Annotated in this window: 14 protein-coding genes, 1 tRNA gene and 1 pseudogene; 7 read left to right on the top strand and 9 right to left on the bottom strand. The window is 72.2% G+C overall.

The genetic code is table 11. The features are described 5' to 3' along the window. Nucleotides 1-2: 2 nt before the first annotated feature. Nucleotides 3-377 (bottom strand): STAS domain-containing protein, encoded by a 375-nt coding sequence (locus tag QMZ92_RS14275; RefSeq protein WP_283297747.1) that lies wholly within the window; start codon nt 375-377, stop codon nt 3-5. Nucleotides 378-776: 399 nt separating this feature from the next. Between QMZ92_RS14275 and QMZ92_RS14280 the strand changes: the two genes are divergently transcribed. Next, entirely contained in the window at nt 777-1,088 is a 312-nt protein-coding gene (locus tag QMZ92_RS14280) for a DUF4235 domain-containing protein (protein WP_283297748.1), read from the top strand. A 315-nt stretch (nt 1,089-1,403) separates the two neighbouring features. Here the strand turns inward: QMZ92_RS14280 and QMZ92_RS14285 are convergent, their stop codons facing one another. The 5 genes and pseudogenes from QMZ92_RS14285 to QMZ92_RS14300 all read right to left on the bottom strand — a co-directional run bounded on the left by QMZ92_RS14285 (nt 1,404) and on the right by QMZ92_RS14300 (nt 8,454). Continuing rightward, the gene (locus QMZ92_RS14285; protein WP_283297749.1) at nt 1,404-3,950 is read right to left on the bottom strand and encodes a SpoIIE family protein phosphatase; all 2,547 of its coding nucleotides are present in this window, start codon (nt 3,948-3,950) and stop codon (nt 1,404-1,406) included. 84 nt (nt 3,951-4,034) lie between these two features. After that, on the bottom strand, nt 4,035-6,401 hold the full coding sequence (locus tag QMZ92_RS14290) for a response regulator (protein ID WP_502962053.1): 2,367 nt from the start codon (nt 6,399-6,401) through the stop codon (nt 4,035-4,037). 301 nt (nt 6,402-6,702) lie between these two features. Continuing rightward, nucleotides 6,703-7,071 (bottom strand): annotated as a pseudogene (locus QMZ92_RS36355) (HAMP domain-containing protein); the annotation flags it as partial. Nucleotides 7,072-7,537: 466 nt separating this feature from the next. Beyond that, nucleotides 7,538-7,987, bottom strand: coding sequence for an ATP-binding protein (locus QMZ92_RS14295; RefSeq protein WP_283297858.1), 450 nt, complete (start codon nt 7,985-7,987; stop codon nt 7,538-7,540). Nucleotides 7,988-8,052: 65 nt separating this feature from the next. Further along, nucleotides 8,053-8,454 (bottom strand): STAS domain-containing protein, encoded by a 402-nt coding sequence (locus tag QMZ92_RS14300; protein ID WP_283297750.1) that lies wholly within the window; start codon nt 8,452-8,454, stop codon nt 8,053-8,055. A gap of 341 nt (nt 8,455-8,795) precedes the next feature. On the opposite strand from QMZ92_RS14300, the gene QMZ92_RS14305 reads away from it, so the two are divergent. The 4 genes from QMZ92_RS14305 to QMZ92_RS14320 all read left to right on the top strand — a co-directional run bounded on the left by QMZ92_RS14305 (nt 8,796) and on the right by QMZ92_RS14320 (nt 11,766). After that, complete coding sequence (locus QMZ92_RS14305; protein ID WP_283297751.1) at nt 8,796-9,227, top strand: rho GDP-dissociation inhibitor; 432 nt, start codon at nt 8,796-8,798, stop codon at nt 9,225-9,227. A 329-nt stretch (nt 9,228-9,556) separates the two neighbouring features. Then, nucleotides 9,557-10,018 carry a cyclic nucleotide-binding domain-containing protein gene (locus QMZ92_RS14310; protein ID WP_283297752.1) on the top strand — a complete coding sequence of 154 codons (462 nt, stop codon included), beginning with the start codon at nt 9,557-9,559 and terminating at the stop codon, nt 10,016-10,018. Nucleotides 10,019-10,222: 204 nt separating this feature from the next. After that, the gene (locus QMZ92_RS14315) at nt 10,223-11,110 is read left to right on the top strand and encodes a metallophosphoesterase family protein (protein WP_283297859.1); all 888 of its coding nucleotides are present in this window, start codon (nt 10,223-10,225) and stop codon (nt 11,108-11,110) included. Beyond that, on the top strand, nt 11,107-11,766 hold the full coding sequence (locus QMZ92_RS14320; protein ID WP_283297753.1) for a 4'-phosphopantetheinyl transferase family protein: 660 nt from the start codon (nt 11,107-11,109) through the stop codon (nt 11,764-11,766). Before QMZ92_RS14315 ends, QMZ92_RS14320 begins: the two co-directional genes overlap by 4 nt. 312 nt (nt 11,767-12,078) lie before the next feature. On the opposite strand, the gene QMZ92_RS14325 is transcribed toward QMZ92_RS14320, so the two are convergent. Continuing rightward, nucleotides 12,079-12,360, bottom strand: a complete 282-nt coding sequence (locus QMZ92_RS14325; RefSeq protein WP_283297754.1) for a hypothetical protein — start codon at nt 12,358-12,360, stop codon at nt 12,079-12,081. A 63-nt stretch (nt 12,361-12,423) separates the two neighbouring features. Further along, nucleotides 12,424-12,497, bottom strand: a tRNA-Pro gene (locus QMZ92_RS14330). Between the two features lie 146 nt (nt 12,498-12,643). Here QMZ92_RS14330 and QMZ92_RS14335 point away from each other — a divergent pair. Next, nucleotides 12,644-13,129, top strand: coding sequence for a DUF309 domain-containing protein (locus tag QMZ92_RS14335; protein WP_283297755.1), 486 nt, complete (start codon nt 12,644-12,646; stop codon nt 13,127-13,129). Nucleotides 13,130-13,379: 250 nt separating this feature from the next. On the opposite strand, the gene QMZ92_RS14340 is transcribed toward QMZ92_RS14335, so the two are convergent. Next, nucleotides 13,380-13,883, bottom strand: coding sequence for a DoxX family protein (locus QMZ92_RS14340; RefSeq protein WP_349307727.1), 504 nt, complete (start codon nt 13,881-13,883; stop codon nt 13,380-13,382). A gap of 371 nt (nt 13,884-14,254) precedes the next feature. Between QMZ92_RS14340 and QMZ92_RS14345 the strand changes: the two genes are divergently transcribed. Next, nucleotides 14,255-16,054 (top strand): S8 family peptidase, encoded by a 1,800-nt coding sequence (locus QMZ92_RS14345; RefSeq protein ID WP_502962054.1) that lies wholly within the window; start codon nt 14,255-14,257, stop codon nt 16,052-16,054. Nucleotides 16,055-16,080 lie beyond the last annotated feature (26 nt).

Raw genomic sequence — 16,080 nt, forward strand, 5'->3', positions numbered from 1 at the left:
GGTCAGGAGGGCCCGGCGCCGAGCGCGTCCAGGGCCTCTCCGAGTGAGGTGACGGTACGGACCGACGTGCGCGGGCCGGCGCTCTCGAGCAGCTCCCGCACGGGCGGCGAAGGGGCGGCAACGTAGAGTGACGCCTCTTCCTGGAGCTTCATCAGGAGGGTGAGCATGGCCGGGTCGGCGGAGGTCACCGACTTCGTGTCCACGACGATGGCCCGGCCCTCCCCGGCCACGTCGTCGAGCTGCCGCGATACGCCGGCCAGCGCGTCCGGCCCGAGATCGCCACCCAGGGTGACGACCCAGGCGTTTCCGCGTCGGCCGCAGCTGAGGACGCCGAGCGCGGTGTCCGGGGCCGATGGAGTGTGGTCACGTTCATGCATCCCCCACGTCTAGCAAACTCGTCGGCCGACTTCCAGACGGACCGGCGTCCGCACATGCCCCGTCCGGCGGTCGCGTGCGCGCATCGTCCACCACAGCCTTGACGGCACACCGGCTGCACTCCCACCGGGCTTCCTCCGCCGTCCGTGCGCTCCCCACGCCCACCGGCCGTGCGAGTGGCCCCGTCCCGGCCCCGCTCGGCCGCGGGCCACAGCCGTCGCCCCGGCGGCCCTGCGACACGGCTGGTCACCGTGGCGCCCGGGGACGAAACAGCACGTGTACGCGGTGCCGGAGGGGGCACGCGCCAATCGGGGACCCGGATGGCGCGGGTGTGGGTGCGCAGGTGCGCCCACTCGGATCGAGTCAGGTGTGCACAGCGCGAAACAGGTGAAGGGGGACGCATGAGCAAGATGAAGCTGAAGAGGGCGGGCAAGGTCCCGCTCGTCTACAAGCCGGTCGGTTTCGCCCTGGGCTGGGGCGGCGGCGCGCTCGCCGGACTGGCCTTCCGGAAGGCGTGGAAGGTGTTGCGCCACGAGGACGACGCGCCCGACGCCCTTGACCCCGACCGGAAGTGGGGCGAGATCCTGCTCGCGGCGGCCGTGCAGGGTGCCATTTTCGCCGTCGTGCGCAGCGTGGTCGACCGGTCCGGCGCCAAGGCCGTGCACCGGGCGACCGGCGTCTGGCCCAGCGGCGACAGGACCGGCAGGGACTAGTGCCGCGACGGGCAAACCCTGCCCGACGCGGCACTCGGCAGTCCTCGCGGAGCGCCCGGCCGGGCGGGATCCGCTTCACCGCGGCTCCCGGGGTGTCCTGCCGCCGGGCCGGCGCCGACCTCGCCGACACGCACTCCCCGCACACGCGGGGGACGGCAGCGGCTCGACGTAGGCCGCGTCGGCGGCGGTGACCACTGCCCTGCGGCGAAGCCACTCGGTGCGTGCGGCGGGCGGTCCCGGCGTGCGGAGCGCGGGCGACGCGTTCCGTGTCCGGGAGCCCACCCGAGAGGGCCCGTCCCGCCCCCGGACGCCGGATCAGAGCACCCGGACGCCGATGAGGCAGGTGTCGTCGTCGGTGTCGGACTTGCTGTGGGTGAGCAGATGGTCCAGTCGCCGTTCCAGGGTCGCGGACGCGGTCTGGGCGGTGCCGAGCAGCTGGGTCAGGGAGTCGTGGACGGAGGTGTCCCGGCGCTCGACGAGGCCGTCGGTGTACATCAGGAGGGTGTCGCCCGGCTCCAGTTGGACGTCGGACTCCTCGTACTGGGCGTCGCCGAGGGCGCCCAGGAGAAGGCCGCCGGGCATGGGAAGGGTGGTGGCGTCGGCACCGCGTACGAGGACCGGGGGCAGATGTCCTGCCCTGGCCCAGCGCAGCATGCGGGTCTCGGGGTCGTACAGGCCGCAGACGGCGGTGGCGGTGACGTGCTCGGTCAGATGGTGCGCCACGATGTTCAGCCAGGACAGCAGTTGGGCCGGGCCGGCGCCGGTGACCGCGAGGCCGCGAACGGCGTTGCGGAGCACGACCATACCGGTGGCCGCCTCGATGCCGTGGCCGGCGACGTCGCCCACGCACAGCAGGATGCGCTTGGACGGCAGCACGACCGCGTCGTACCAGTCGCCGCCGACGAGGGACTCCGATTCGGCCGGGCGGTAGCGGACGGCGACCTCGAGGCCGGGGGCGTCGAGCGGTGCGCGGCGTGGCGGCATGATGGCGTGCTGGAGCTGGAGGGCGAGCCGGTTGCGCTCGGCGGACTCCTTCTCGGTGTGTTCCAGTTGGTCGCGGGTCGCGGCCAGCGCGACCTCGGTCCAGTGCTGCGAGGAGATGTCCTGGTAGGCCCCGCGCACGGCGATGAGCCGGTTCTCGGCGTCGAGGACGGGTTCGGCGATGACCCGGATGTGCCGGGTGACGCCGTCGGGGCGCTGCAGGCGGAACGCCGTCGACGCGGGCCGCCGGTGGTGGAGCACGGCCTGGAGGAATCGGCCGATGGCGACCGCGTCGTCGGCATGGGCGTGGGCGGAGAGATCCTCCAGGTGGACGGGGCTGTCGGTGACGGCGCGGCCGTACAGGGCGAACAACTGCCCGTTCCAGGTGACTTCGCCGCTGACCAGGTTCTCCTCGAACCCCCCTATGCGCCCGAGGCGCTGGGCGTGCTGGAGCAGACTGGCCAGGCGCGCGGTCTCGTCCTCGATGCGCCAGATGAGCAGGACGGCGTGGCCGTGCCGGCTGATGCTGAGGTCGGCGACGGTGTCGAGCGGCACCTGGTCGACGAGCGCGGTGAGGGTCATCCGCCGGGCCCGGAACGGTTCGCCTGTCGCGTAGACGCGCTCGACCTTGTCGAAGAGGTCGCTGTCCGCCGCGGCCATGGGGTACGCCTCGAGCAGCATGGCGCCGCCGACCGCGCTGCGGGGCCGGCCCGCCGGGTCGAGGAAACGGCTGTTGGCGTGGCGGATCCGGAAGTCGGTGAGATGGCCGTGGGCGTCGAGGTGCGGGGTGAGGACGAGCGCCGGGTCGTGCAGACCTTCGGCAAGCTCCACGAGCTCGGCCACGCAGGCGGACTCCCGCGGCGCCTGGAGACCCGCGCCGGCGGGTGCGCTCTCCAGGGTGTGGGCGCACAGCTCGGCCAGCGCGTCGAGCTGGCGCTCCACGGCGGGCGCCCGGTCGGGGAGCAGCTGCGGCCAGCAGATCTCCAGAACTCCGTGGATCCTGCCGCCGGTTCCGGCCGGGAGGGCGATCCGGCCGCCCTCCGCGGTCCGGTTGTGGCCGATGGACGGCACACCCGCCTCGGCGAGGCACGGAATGTGCACCGGGCGCCGCTCGCCGAGCGCCTGGCGGGCGACGGTGGCCACGCCGGGCGGCACGTAGCGCCAGCGTGCCGCCTCGTCCGTGCTGAAGCCCGCGTGGCCGCTGAGCGAGAGGGAGCCGTCCGCCCCCGCGGTCCACACGGCGACGGCCGTCGCCCCCAGCGGGACGAGGGCGTGTTCGAGCAGCGACTCGGCGACCGCCTGGGTGTCGCCTGAGGCCAGTGCGGCGCTCTCGGCCGTGCGCAGCCGGACGGAGACGGACCGGCTCGGTCCGTGTCCGTCCGCGTGTCCCTGGGCGCGCCGGACGAACTCGCCCGCGATGTCCGCGACTTCGTCACGCGCCGCCTGGTTGACGATGTCCGCGGCGAGTTCGAGCTGCGAAAGGCCCGCCTGGTCGGCGAGTTCGGCCAGTTGGGCCGCCGCCTGGGCGGGACCGCAGCTGAGGCGTTCGATCAGAACGCCCTTCGCGAGCTCGACGAGGGCCCGCCCGTCGGCGGCCGCGTGCGCGGCGCGGACCTCCCTGCGGAGCCGTTCCACGGTGGCCGCGAGGCGGCCGACGCTGGAGGTGCGGTCCCTCGTCTCCTCCGGGCCGATGGGATCTCGGGGTGTACCGGGCGCGCCCGTCGCCGCGGGCAGCGGGGACGCTCCCGGTTCGGTCCCGCGCGCCGGATCCGTTCCCGGCCGGTCTCCGGACGGCCACCCTGAGCCCGGTGCCGGAACGGCCCCGGGAGCCGGCAGCGCGTCGTCACCGGGCGGGTTCCCGGCGGGCTCGGTTCGGCTCATGGCGCTGCGGACTCCTCGGGGTGAGGGTGGTGGGGGAGGCTGTGCGTGCTCCGGCGCGGGACGTTCGCCGCGCCGCGGCGTGTGTCACGGGGCACTGAGCCACCTGCGGAGACAGGCCACGAGGTCGTCGGCGTTCACGGGCTTGGTGACGTAGTCGCTGGCCCCCGCGGCGAGGCTCTTCTCCCGGTCGCCGGGCATCGCCTTCGCCGTGACCGTGATGACCGGCAGCGCCGTGTGCTCGGGCATCTGACGGATCTTGGACGTGGCCGCGTAGCCGTCCATCTCCGGCATCATCACGTCCATCAGGATCAGGTCGATCTCGGGGTGCTCGGCCAGCTTGTCGATGCCCTGCCGGCCGTTCTCGGCGTGGAGCACGCGGATGCCCTGCAGTTCGAGGATGCCGCTGAGCGCGTACAGGTTGCGGGCGTCGTCGTCGACGACGAGGACCGTACGGCCCTGGAGTCCCCAGGCGGCACTCGGCGGCTGCTGGTGGCTCTCCTCCACCCTGACCAGCGGTACGACGTCCCCGGGCTGCTCGGCCGAGAGGTACAGGGCGATGCGCTCGCGGAGTTCGTCCAGGCTGGACAGCAGCTCCAGCGGCCGCTCGTGGACGCGGGACTGGAGCGCGCGCTCGTCCGCCGCGTCCAGCCGGCGGTTGTTGTGGGCGAGCACGGGTACGGTCCGCAGCGCGGTGTCCCCGTCCATGGCGTCGAGGAAGCGCAGCGCCTGCCCGTCGGCCATGTCGAGTTCGAGGACCACGCAGTGGAACGGGTCGGTGGCGAGGGCCGCGGCCGCCTCGTCCGGCCCGACCGAGGCGACGACCTCGAAGTTGTCGCGGTCGGGCAGGTCACCGCCGGCCAGTTCGCCGACCGCGCTCTCGGCCACGAGCGACAGCAGCCCCCGGGGCCGCTCCTCGATCACCAGCAGCCGTCGGGGTTGCCGGGCGCGGGCCGCGGCGCCGAAGGACCCGGCGGGCCGTTCCCCGCCCAGGGCCTCGGCGGTTTGCTCGTTCCTGACCGGGGGACGGGCCGAGTCGTCGGTCCGAGCCTGGAAATCGGTTCGCGCGACCGGGAGGTAGAGGGTGAAGGTGCTGCCCTGGCCGAGTGTGCTCTCCGCGGTCACCGCGCCGCCGAGCAGGTGCGCGATCTCCCGGCTGATGGACAGTCCCAGGCCCGTACCGCCGTACTTGCGGCTGGTCGTGCCGTCCGCCTGCTGGAAAGCACCGAAGATGACCTCCAGTTGCTGCTCGGCGATGCCGATGCCGGTGTCCTTGACGCGGAACGCCACCACTGCGCCGCCGCGGTGGACGGAGTCGGGCAGTTCGCCGTCGGACGCCGGTTCGATGCGCAGTTCGACGCTGCCGCGCTCGGTGAACTTGACCGCGTTGGAGATGAGGTTGCGCAGCACCTGGCGGAGCCGGGAGTCGTCGGTCACCAGGTCGGCCGGGACACCGGGCGCGGTGGTGATGGCGAAGTCGAGGCTCTTCTGCGTCGTGACCGGCCGGAACGTCGCCTCGACGTAGTCGAGCAGCGGACGCAGCGCTATGCGCTCCGGGTTGAGGTCCATCTTGCCCGCCTCGACCTTGGACAGGTCGAGGATGTCGTTGATGAGCTGGAGCAGGTCGGATCCGGCGGAGTGGATGATGCCGGCGTACTCGACCTGCTTCGGGGTGAGGTTGCGGGTCGGGTTCTGGGCCAGCAACTGGGCAAGGATCAGCAGGCTGTTGAGCGGGGTGCGCAGCTCGTGGCTCATGTTGGCCAGGAACTCCGACTTGTACCGGGACGCGAGCGCCAGTTGCTGGGCGCGGTCCTCGAGTTCCTGGCGTGCCTGCTCGATCTCGAGGTTCTTGCCCTCGATGGCGCCGTTGCGGTCCGCCAGCAGGGCGGCCTTCTCCTCCAGTTCGGCGTTGGACCGCTGCAGTTCCTCCTGCTGGACCTGCAGTTCCTCGGAGCGGGACTGCAACTCCGTCGCCAGGCGCTGCGACTCGTCGAGCAGTTCGTCGGTCCGGGCGTTGGCGACGATGGTGTTGACGTTGACACCGATCATCTCCATCAGCTGCCCGAGGAAGTCCCGGTGGACCGGCGTGAACGTCGTGAACGAGGCCAGTTCGATGACGCCGAGGACCTGTTCGTCGACGACGACGGGCAGCACGATCAGGCTTCCCGGCGTCGCACGGCCGAGCCCGGAGGAGATGACGTAGTCGCCCGGCACGTTGTCGGCGGCGATCGTACGGCGGCTGAGGGCGGCCTGGCCGACCAGGGACTCGCCCAGCCTGAACCGGTCCGGGCCGGGCGTGCCGGAGGGGCGGCCGTACGAGCCGACGAGCCGGAGTTCGGTGTCGTCCCGGGTCTCCTCGGCAAGGTAGAACGCGCCGAACTGGGCGGACACGAGCGGGGTCAGCTCGTCCATGACCAGCTCGGCCACGACCGCCAGATCGCGATGGCCCTGCATCAGCCCGGAGATCCGGGCGAGATTGGTCTTGAGCCAGTCCTGCTCCTCGTTGGCGCGGGTGGTGGCGCGCAGGGANNNNGGCGATGGCGCGGACCTGGCGGGTGAGGTTCCCGGCCAGCTCGTTCACGTTCTCCGTGAGCCGCTTCCAGGTGCCGGAGACACCCTCGACCTCGGCCTGGCCGCCCAGCCTCCCCTCGCTGCCCACCTCACGGGCGACCCGGGTGACCTCGGCGGCGAACGACGACAGCTGGTCGACCATCGTGTTGATGGTCGTCTTCAGCTCCAGGATCTCCCCCCGCGCGTCCACATCGATCTTCCGGGTGAGGTCGCCCTGGGCGACGGCCGTGGTGACCTGGGCGATGTTGCGCACCTGGTTGGTCAGGTTGTTCGCCATGGAGTTGACGTTGTCGGTGAGGTCCTTCCACGTGCCGGACACCCCGCTGACGGTGGCCTGACCGCCCAGATCCCCCTCGGTGCCCACCTCGCGGGCCACCCGGGTGACCTCCTCGGCGAACGACGACAGCCGCTCGACCATGGTGTTGATGGTGTCCTTGAGCTCCAGGATCTCGCCCCGTGCGTCGACCCGGATCTTCTGCGTCAGGTCGCCCCGGGCGACCGCGGAGGCGACCTGGGCGATCGACCGCACCTGCGAGGTGAGGTTGTCGGCCATGGTGTTCACACCGGTGGTCAGCTCCTGCCACACCCCGCTCACGCCCTTCACCCGGGCGTGCCCGCCGAGACGTCCCTCTCCGCCGACCTCGCTGGCGACCCTGGTGACCTCGGAGGTGACCAGCGACAGCTGGTCGGCCATGCCGTTGTAGACGGCGGCGATCTCGCCCATGATCCCGTCGGCTTCCTCGGGGAGCCGCGCGGAGAAGTCGCCGTCGCGCACGGCCGTGAGCCCGGCCAGGAGCTTCCTGAGCCCTTCCTCGCTCAGTTCCGCCGGTGGCCGGACCGCTTCCAGCGCCTCGCGCCCCGTGGTGGGCCGCGCGTGTCCGGATTCATCCATGGCCGACCTCGTGTGCCGAATCGTCCTGCGTCCCGTGGTCCGGGCCCCGCCCGACGGGCAGTGCACCCGGCCCCGGCTCCCTTACCGACTGTCGCACGGGGAGACCGGGTCGGCGCCCCGTGGCCGCTCACGGCCGGCGGGGGGCCGTGACCTCCGCCCACACCGTCTTCCCGGAGTCCCGGGGCAACGAGCCCCACGCCCGGGCGAGCCGGCCCAGCACCACGAGACCGTGCCCGCCGGGCACGGCGGGGTCGGCGTGCGGACGCGGCCGCGGCGGCACGGGGCTCCCGTCGCTGACCTCGATGCGAAGCCGCTCGGGGGTGCAGTTGAGGACGAGCTCCAGCGGCCCTCCGGCATGCAGACAGGCATTGGTGACCAGCTCGGACACCACCATCAGGACGTCCTCGGAAACCGCCCGCCGTTCCTCGTCCCAGTCCGGTTCGTTGTCGATGCTCGTGTCCCAGGCGTACGGGTCGTCCCCCGGGATCTCCTCCGGGGGTCTGGCGAGACCGCCGGGGGGCAGCCATTCCCAGTCGGCGAGGGCCGTCGCGCTGAAGTCCCGGCAGCGGCCGACCACGCCCCTCCTCCCCGAGATCCCGAGACGGCGGGTCTGGCCCTGCTGCGGAAGCGCCGCGCTCACGGTCACTCCTGTCGTGGGCCCGCGAGCGCCTCGGCGAGGCTCGCGTACCGGGGGAAGACCGCCCCCGCACCGGTGATGGTGAGCATGCGGGCCACCTGTGGCCGCAGCGCCGCGAGCTCCACGCGGGCCTCGCTCTCCTGCGCGGCGAGTCTCGCGCGCAGCAGCACGTTCAACCCGGTGGAGTCGCAGAAGAGCAGCTCAGCGCAGTCGACGAGGATCCGCCGAGCCCCGCCGACGACCGCGTCGTCCAGAGCCGTGCGCAGCGGTTCCGCCGTGTCGTGGTCGAGCTCGCCGGTGAGTGCGAGCACCACGATGCCCGGCTCCGGGCCGGGTCGGGCCGTGACCGTGAACCGGCCACCACCGCTGCTGTCACTGCCGGCCCAACCGTCCTGTGCTGACACCATGCGCGGTTCTCCATCCGTCCCTGCCGGTCCTCCGCCCGTCCCTGCCGGTCCTCCGTGCGTCGGCTCCGCCGTCTGCCGTTGCTTCGCCCGTCCCCACCGGAACTCGGCGCGTCGACCCGACCGGATACCCGCGCCTCTCCGCCGGTGACAACCCCGACTATGGCACCGCCTCCGCCGCACCGCCCCCGCTCCGCGAACTCGCGACGGCCCCGGCGCCCCGGTTCCGGGTCCGGTCACCACGGGCCGCTGAGGGGCCTCACGCGGCGACTACCCAGCGCTCGGATGACTAGGCTGAAATACCCGTCGATTCTTCTCACGAGCGGCGAAAGCTGGCGCATGCGATGAACGTGACCTCCGACTTCGAACTGCTGGGCGTGACGATCCAGGTGGAGGGGCGCCCCGACATGCCCGTACGTCTGGCGCCCGCCCAGGGGCGCGGCGCCGGGCCGCCGCACGCACCGCTGGTGCTGCGGGAGGGGTCGGAGTTCCGGGTGCGGCTGGAGTTCGCCGTGGGGGCCGGTAGAGACCTGGAGGGGTTGCGGTTCATCGACGAGCGCACCCGCCAGGGCGTGACGGTCGGCCATCAGGAGATCCTGCTGGGCGACTACCGCCGCGGGGGTCCGTACGAGATCGTGCTGCCGCCGGAGCGGCTGCCGATCGGCCATATGGCCCGGGACGTCTACCAGGTGATCGGCACCTTCGTGGACAAGGAGGGCCGGGTCCTCGGCTGCGAGTCCCACAGCTTCGAGATCACCAAGGACTGGCCCCACTGAGCACGCCCGGCGCCCGTCCCCGCCCGTGTCGACCGCCCTCCCGGGGTCCTCACGGCGCGCCCGTCGCGGCGAGGAGCGGCCGCACGGCTCGGCGGCACCCCGTTCGCCGTCGCCCGACAGACGCCAACCCGGAGCAGGAGGCCGGCCCGGTGCCGCTCGAACGGGTCGGCAGGGGCGTGCGGCCCACGGCGGCCGGACCGCTGCCGGGCACACCCCCCGGCGACGGCCCCGGTCCGTGCGTACGACTCCGGCCGGGGTTTCCCGGATCAGGCCGTGCATTCCGCGCCCGGACGGCTCACGATGGGCTTGAGGCGAACGGAGGCACAGCGATGAGCAGCTCTTCGATACGGATCACGACCGCACTGTCCACGGAGCACCGCGGCCGGCTGATGGAGATGGCCAAGGACGTCAAGTTCCCGGAAGGGGCCCGTGTCTTCGAGGAGGGCCGCCTCGCCGACCGGTTCTGGATCATCCGGTCGGGGACCGTCACGCTGGACATCCGTGTCCCCGGCCGGCGCCCCGCCGTGATCGAGAACCTCGGCTTCGGTGAACTCGTGGGGTGGTCGTGGCTGTTCCCGCCGTACGTCTGGCAGTTGGGCGCCGAGGCCATGACCCCGGTACGCGCCCAGGAGTTCGACGCGGTGCCCGTCCGCATGCTGATGGACGCCGATCCCGCGTTCGGCTCGGCGATCGGCCAGTGGGTGGGCCGCGTCCTGGCTCATCGGCTGCACTCGGCCCGGGTGCGGCTGCTCGATCTGTACGCCCCGTACGGCAGCGGTCTCACACCGTGAACTGAGCACCGTATCCTGGCTCCGTGCGGCGGACCGCGATCACCGCTCCCGGGTCCGCTGCCGGGGTGCCTCCCCGGCATGCGCCTCCCCCCGGGAACCCGGCCGGCGTGTGCCGTCGTCACGCCGCTGTACCACCGTTCCGCCGCCGTCGTCCGAGGAGTTGGGAAGTGCACCGTGAGCTATGAGGTCCGTGGCGGTCCGGCGGTGCCCGCGGAGGCCCGTACGGGCAACAGCGGCCGGGGCGGCGGCCCCAGGCTCGTGGCCGTCAGCGATCTGCACGTCCGCTACGCCGAGAACCGCTCCGTCGTCGAGCGGCTGCGCCCGGAGTCGGACGAGGACTGGCTGCTGGTCGCCGGTGACGTCGGCGAGTACGTGGCCGACGTGCGCTGGGCGCTGGACCTGCTGGCCGGGCGGTTCGCCAAGGTGGTCTGGACGCCGGGCAACCACGAGCTGTGGACGCCTCCCGACGACCCGGTGCGGTTGCGCGGCGAGGAGCGCTACGAGCACCTGGTGCGGCTCTGCCGGGAGCTGGGGGTGGTCACTCCCGAGGACCCGTTCCCGCTGTGGGAGGGGCCCGGCGGACCGGTGGCGATCGCCCCGCTCTTCGTGCTGTACGACTACTCGTTCCGGCCCGCCGGAGCACGCTCCAAGGAGTCGGCCCTCGAGATCGCCGAACAGGCCGGAGTGGTGTGCACGGACGAGTTCCTGCTGCACCCGGACCCCCATCCGTCGAGGGACGCCTGGTGCCGCGCCCGACTTCGGACCACGGAGGCGAGGCTGGCCGAGGTACCGCCGGAGCTGCCCACCGTGCTCGTCAACCACTATCCGCTGGTTCGCGAGCCCACCAGGGTGCTGCGGCACCCCGAGTTCGCCCTCTGGTGCGGGACCGAGGCCACGGCCGACTGGCCGCGCCGGTTCCGTGCGTCCGCCGTCGTGTACGGCCATCTGCACATCCCGCGGCTCGTGTGGTGGGAGGGCGTACCCCACCAGGAGGTGTCCCTCGGATATCCGCGCGAGTGGCGCAGGCGCCCGGGGACGCCCGGCCGCCCCGTGGAGGTCTTCCCGTTGGTTCCGGACGGAGCGTGCGCGTGATCGGCAAGCTGCTGCCCCCTCCGATCGCGGTCTGCGAAGTCTTCGACGACCCGCCGGTGTTGGAGATGTACCCCGAGGAGCGCGCCGTCGTGGCGAACGCCGTGCCCGAACGCCGGCGGGAGTTCGGCACGGTCCGGGCGTGCGCCCGCAAGGCGCTCGGGGAACTCGGCTACGCACCCGGGCCGATCCTGCCAGGTGCCGCGAGGGCCCCGCAGTGGCCGCCCGGCGCGATCGGCGCCATGACCCACTGCCGAGGCTACCGTGCGGCGGCCGTGGCACGTGCCGCCGACGTCCTGACGATCGGCCTGGACGCAGAGCCCCATCTGCCCCTGCCCGACAGGGGAGTCCGCGAGCTGGTCACACTCCCCGAGGAGCGCACGGCGCTGGACCGGCTGAGTGCCCTGCGCCCGGAAGTCTGCTGGGACCGGCTGCTCTTCAGCGCCAAGGAGAGCGTCTACAAGGCCTGGTACCCGCTGGCCCGGCGATGGCTGGACTTCGAGGAGGCCGCCCTCACGATCGACCCCGACGACGCCACCTTCCACGCCCGGCTGCTCGTGGACGGCCCGGTCGTGGACGGCCGCCCGCTGACGGGGTTCGACGGGCGCTGGCTCGTCGAGTCGGGGCTGGTGGTCACGGCGATCGCGGTGGTGCGCTGAAGGGCGAGTGCTCGGGGCGCACGGCGGCGGCCACGCCCCACGGCACGGCTCGGTTCCCGCTCGTTTGGCCGTGCGTGCCGATGAGGCGCTGCGGTCAGGTGGGTGTACTCCAGCTCGATCGCGGCGGCCTCGCGCTCGGCCGGTGCCAGGCGTTCTGGGTCGAGGTGGTTCAGGTGCCCGTGAAGCGCGTCGCGGGTCTCAGGCAATCGCGAACGACTTGCTCACGCAACTGTCCGTGCCGACGGGGCAGACCGTCGTCGCCGGTCTTCCCACCGTTGCCCTGGACGTCGTTCGTGATGTTCGCGACGGAATTCACGCTGCCGGAGTGAGGGCGACGACGAGTCGGCCTGGGGCCTCGTTCCAGTCGCATCCCACTTCCACCGCAGAGCTGCCGGCGGTGGTGGTACTGCTCCGGACGGCGGCGAGGAACGTCTGGCGAAAGCCCTCTCGGGTGTCATCGTCCATGCCGCTTGCCGTGACGGTGGCGCCGCCCTTCCTCTTCAGGGCCACGGCGCTCTCCGGTGGCATCGTGAGCGCGGTGATGATCAGGCGCCGGTGGCGAAGCGTGACACGAGACCACCAGAAAATGATCATGGGCCCCACCTCACTGCTGTGAGGTGGGGCCCATTCACCTGCGGCTACGAAGCAAAGCTTCCGTCGGGACGACAGGATTTGAACCTGCGACCCCTTGACCCCCAGTCAAGTGCGCTACCAAGCTGCGCCACGTCCCGATGCGCGGATCCCCCGGGGTCTGCCCCCGGCTGAGCGCGCAAGAGAACACTACCGCAATCCGCACCCCGTCCGGAGACACGACCCCCGCCGAGCGCCGTGGACCCGCCGGTGGGCCCGGCGGCCGGTCAGGAGTGACAATCGGGGCGTGACCAGGACGTCGAGGGATCGCGATGACGAGGGCCGGGCGCGCAACGCCCGTCCGAGGGACGGGCTGGGGCGGCCGCTCCCCTACGGGCAGGAAGGGGTGGACCGGCAGCCGGAAGGGGTGGTCCGCTCGCCCGATGAGACTCTGACCGAGGCGCAGCGCCTGCTGGACGCGGGCATGCCGTTCCACGCCCATGAGGTGCTGGAGGACGCCTGGAAGTCCGGACCGGAGGAGGAACGCGGGCTGTGGCGGGGCCTGGCGCAGCTGGCGGTGGGTCTGACGCATGCGGCGCGCGGCAATCCCAGGGGCGGCGCTGCGCTGCTGGCCCGGGGCGCCGACTCCCTCGCCCCGTACGCGCCGGAGCGGCCGTACGCGGTCGACGTCGTGGGGCTGGCCCGGTGGGCGGAGGAGCTGAGGGACGAACTGCGGCGGGACGGAAGCCCGGTCCCCGCCGCGGGACGGGCACCACGGCTGCGCGCGGGCTGAGCCCGCCACTCCGCGGCCGGGGGCGACACCGCTGCGTGCAGCCTCTCGGCGGGCCGATGTGTCGGTGCATGCACCCGGACACCGACCTGGGTGCCCGTACCGAGGAAAGTCGACCCTCCGCGCGGCACGGCTCGGGAGGAGCACCGGACCGCCGTCAGGCCCGTCGGGCCCGTCGGGCCCGCAGGCCCGTCCGCCCGGTCCGGGCATGCGGGCGGGGCTCACCCCCTGTGGCACAGGGGCCTCGTGAGCGTCAGCACGAGGTCATGTCAGGCGTACGCGAAGAACACCGGCTCACCAGCGCCGCGCCGCCGAGGGCGGTGTCCTTCAGGAACGAGATCTGTTCCGTCTGGCGCCGCTGAGGGTCGGTCTCCTTCCAGAACGCGCGCATGACCAGGGCGGTCGGGAAGAGGAAGACCGCGACCAGCAGGGCGCCGAGGTCCGCCCAGAAGCCGAACACGATGCTCAGACCGCCGAGCAGCAGGAGCACTCCGCTGAGCACGGTCGCGGACTCCGCGGCGGGCAGGCCCTTGGAGGCGGCGTAGGCACCGATCCGCTGGTGCTGGGTGAGGTGCCCCACCGCCGAGGAGAGGAACACGATCGCGAACAGGACGCCTCCGATCAGGACCAGGACATCGATTCCGGCCTCCGGGGCGCAGGAAGGCGACGGTCTCCGCGTCCGGGGGCCGATGGTCTCGTCGTTCGAGGGGTCGTCGGCCTCCGCCTCGATCGTCCATCGCCCCGGAGGAACGCTCACGTCGGAGCGTCGTCGCAGGTCGGCCGCGCGGGCAGGAGCGGCCCGCACCCGCTTCCGGGGGCGCGCGGGGGGGGTGACAAGGGTTTTCCCCGTATCGGGTTCACCCTGCCGTTCCCTACTGTCTGCCGCACCGGCGAATCCCGGCCAAGAACCTGAATGTCAGGTGCATGTTAATGCTGGGTGACGTTCGGTGGCGGCTCTTGACCAGGGGCCGTCACGCAGGAGGCGGCGCACGGGCTCACCCAGCCCGGGGCACCACGGGTCGCACCCCCACAGCGAACCGCGGAAGCCGTGCGCCGCCCCTCTGCGTTCCGCACCGTCACTTGAAAGGGATCATCTTGAACGGTTCCGGACGGAGACTCATATCCGTCGTGGCCGCGAGCGCCACGATATTGGGTGCCGCCGCCACTTCCTCCGTGGCGTTCGCCGCCGCCTCGGGGGAACCCTCGCCGAAGCCCGCACCGGCTTCGCAGTCGATGACCGCGCTCCCCTCCTCGCCCGTCGAGAAGGTCATCGTCACCTACAAGTCCCAGGCCGCGGAGGCGGGTTCGAACACCGCCGCTGCCGGGGACGCCAAGGCCAAGGGCTCCGAGACCGGTGAGAGCCTGCGCTTCGAGCGCCGCCTCGCCGGCGGTGCCGCCCTGGTCGACCTGGGCGGGGAGGCCTCGAAGAAGGACCTCGCCGAGGTGATGGACGCCTTCCGCGCCGACCCCTCGGTCGCCTCGGTGGAGCCGGACATCCGCGCGTACCCGATGGCCGTCACTCCGAACGACACCGACTACGCCAAGCAGTGGGACCTGTTCGAGGCCACGGGCGGCATGAACGTCCCCGGCGCCTGGGACAAGACCACGGGCAGCGGTGTCACCGTCGCCGTCATCGACACCGGCTACGCCACCCACTCGGACCTGGCCGCGAACGTCGTCCCCGGTTACGACTTCATCTCCAGTTCCGCGGACGCCCGTGACGGCAACGGCCGCGACAGCAACGCCGTGGACGAGGGCGACTGGAACGCCACCGACAACGAGTGCGGTCTCGGCTCCAAGGCGAGCGACTCGTCGTGGCACGGCACCCACGTCGCGGGCACCATCGCCGCGACCACCCACAACAGCAAGGGCGTCGCGGGCATCGCATACAACGCGAAGATCCAGCCCGTGCGGGTGCTCGGCAAGTGCGGCGGCTCGTCCTCGGACATCGCCGACGCCATCACCTGGGCGTCCGGCGGAAGCGTCCCGGGCGTCCCGGCCAACCCGACCCCGGCGAAGGTGATCAACCTGAGCCTCGGCGGGGCCAGCTCCACCTGCCCGAGCGTCTACCAGAACGCCATCAACGGAGCCGTGTCCCGCGGCACCACGGTGGTCGTGGCGGCCGGCAACAGCAACGCCAACGCCTCCGGGTTCACCCCGGCCAACTGCGCCAACATCATCAACGTCGCGTCGACGAGCCGTGAGGGCAACCGGTCCTTCTACTCCAACTACGGCTCGGTCGTCGACGTGGCGGCGCCCGGTGGGGAGACCCGCCGTGCCACCGACACGCCCGGCACCGTCACCACCCCCGAGAACGGCATCCTCTCCACGCTGAACTCGGGCGCGACCACCCAGTCGACCGAGAACTACCAGCCCTACCAGGGCACTTCGATGGCCGCGCCGCACATCGCGGGGCTCGCCGCCCTGCTGGAGTCCGTCAAGCCGTCGCTGACCCCGGCCGACATCGAGTCGGCGATCAAGGCCAACGCCCGCCCGCTGCCCGGCACCTGCACCGGCGGCTGCGGCGCCGGCATCGCCGACGCCACCAAGACGGTGAACGCGGTCTCCGGCACCACGCCCGGCGGCACGACCTTCACCAACGGCACGAACGTCACGATCTCGGACAACTCCACGGTCACGTCCTCGATCGCCGTCACCGGCCGCTCCGGCAACGCCCCCGCCGCCCTCAAGGTCGACGTGGACATCAAGCACACCTGGCGCGGCGACCTGGTCATCGACCTGATCGCCCCGGACGGGACCGTGCGCAACCTGAAGACCTCGTCCGGCTGGGACAGCGCCGACAACGTCCTCGCGACGTACACGGTCGACGCCTCCAGCGAGGTCGCCAACGGGACCTGGAAGCTGCGGGTCCGCGATGTGGCATCGGGTGACACCGGCTACATCGACAGCTGGAGTCTCACCTTCTGAGACGCCGGCACGACCGGCATCCATGC

Source organism: Streptomyces sp. HNM0645 (assembly GCF_030056615.1).
In the GTDB taxonomy this organism is placed as follows: domain Bacteria; phylum Actinomycetota; class Actinomycetes; order Streptomycetales; family Streptomycetaceae; genus Streptomyces; species Streptomyces marianii.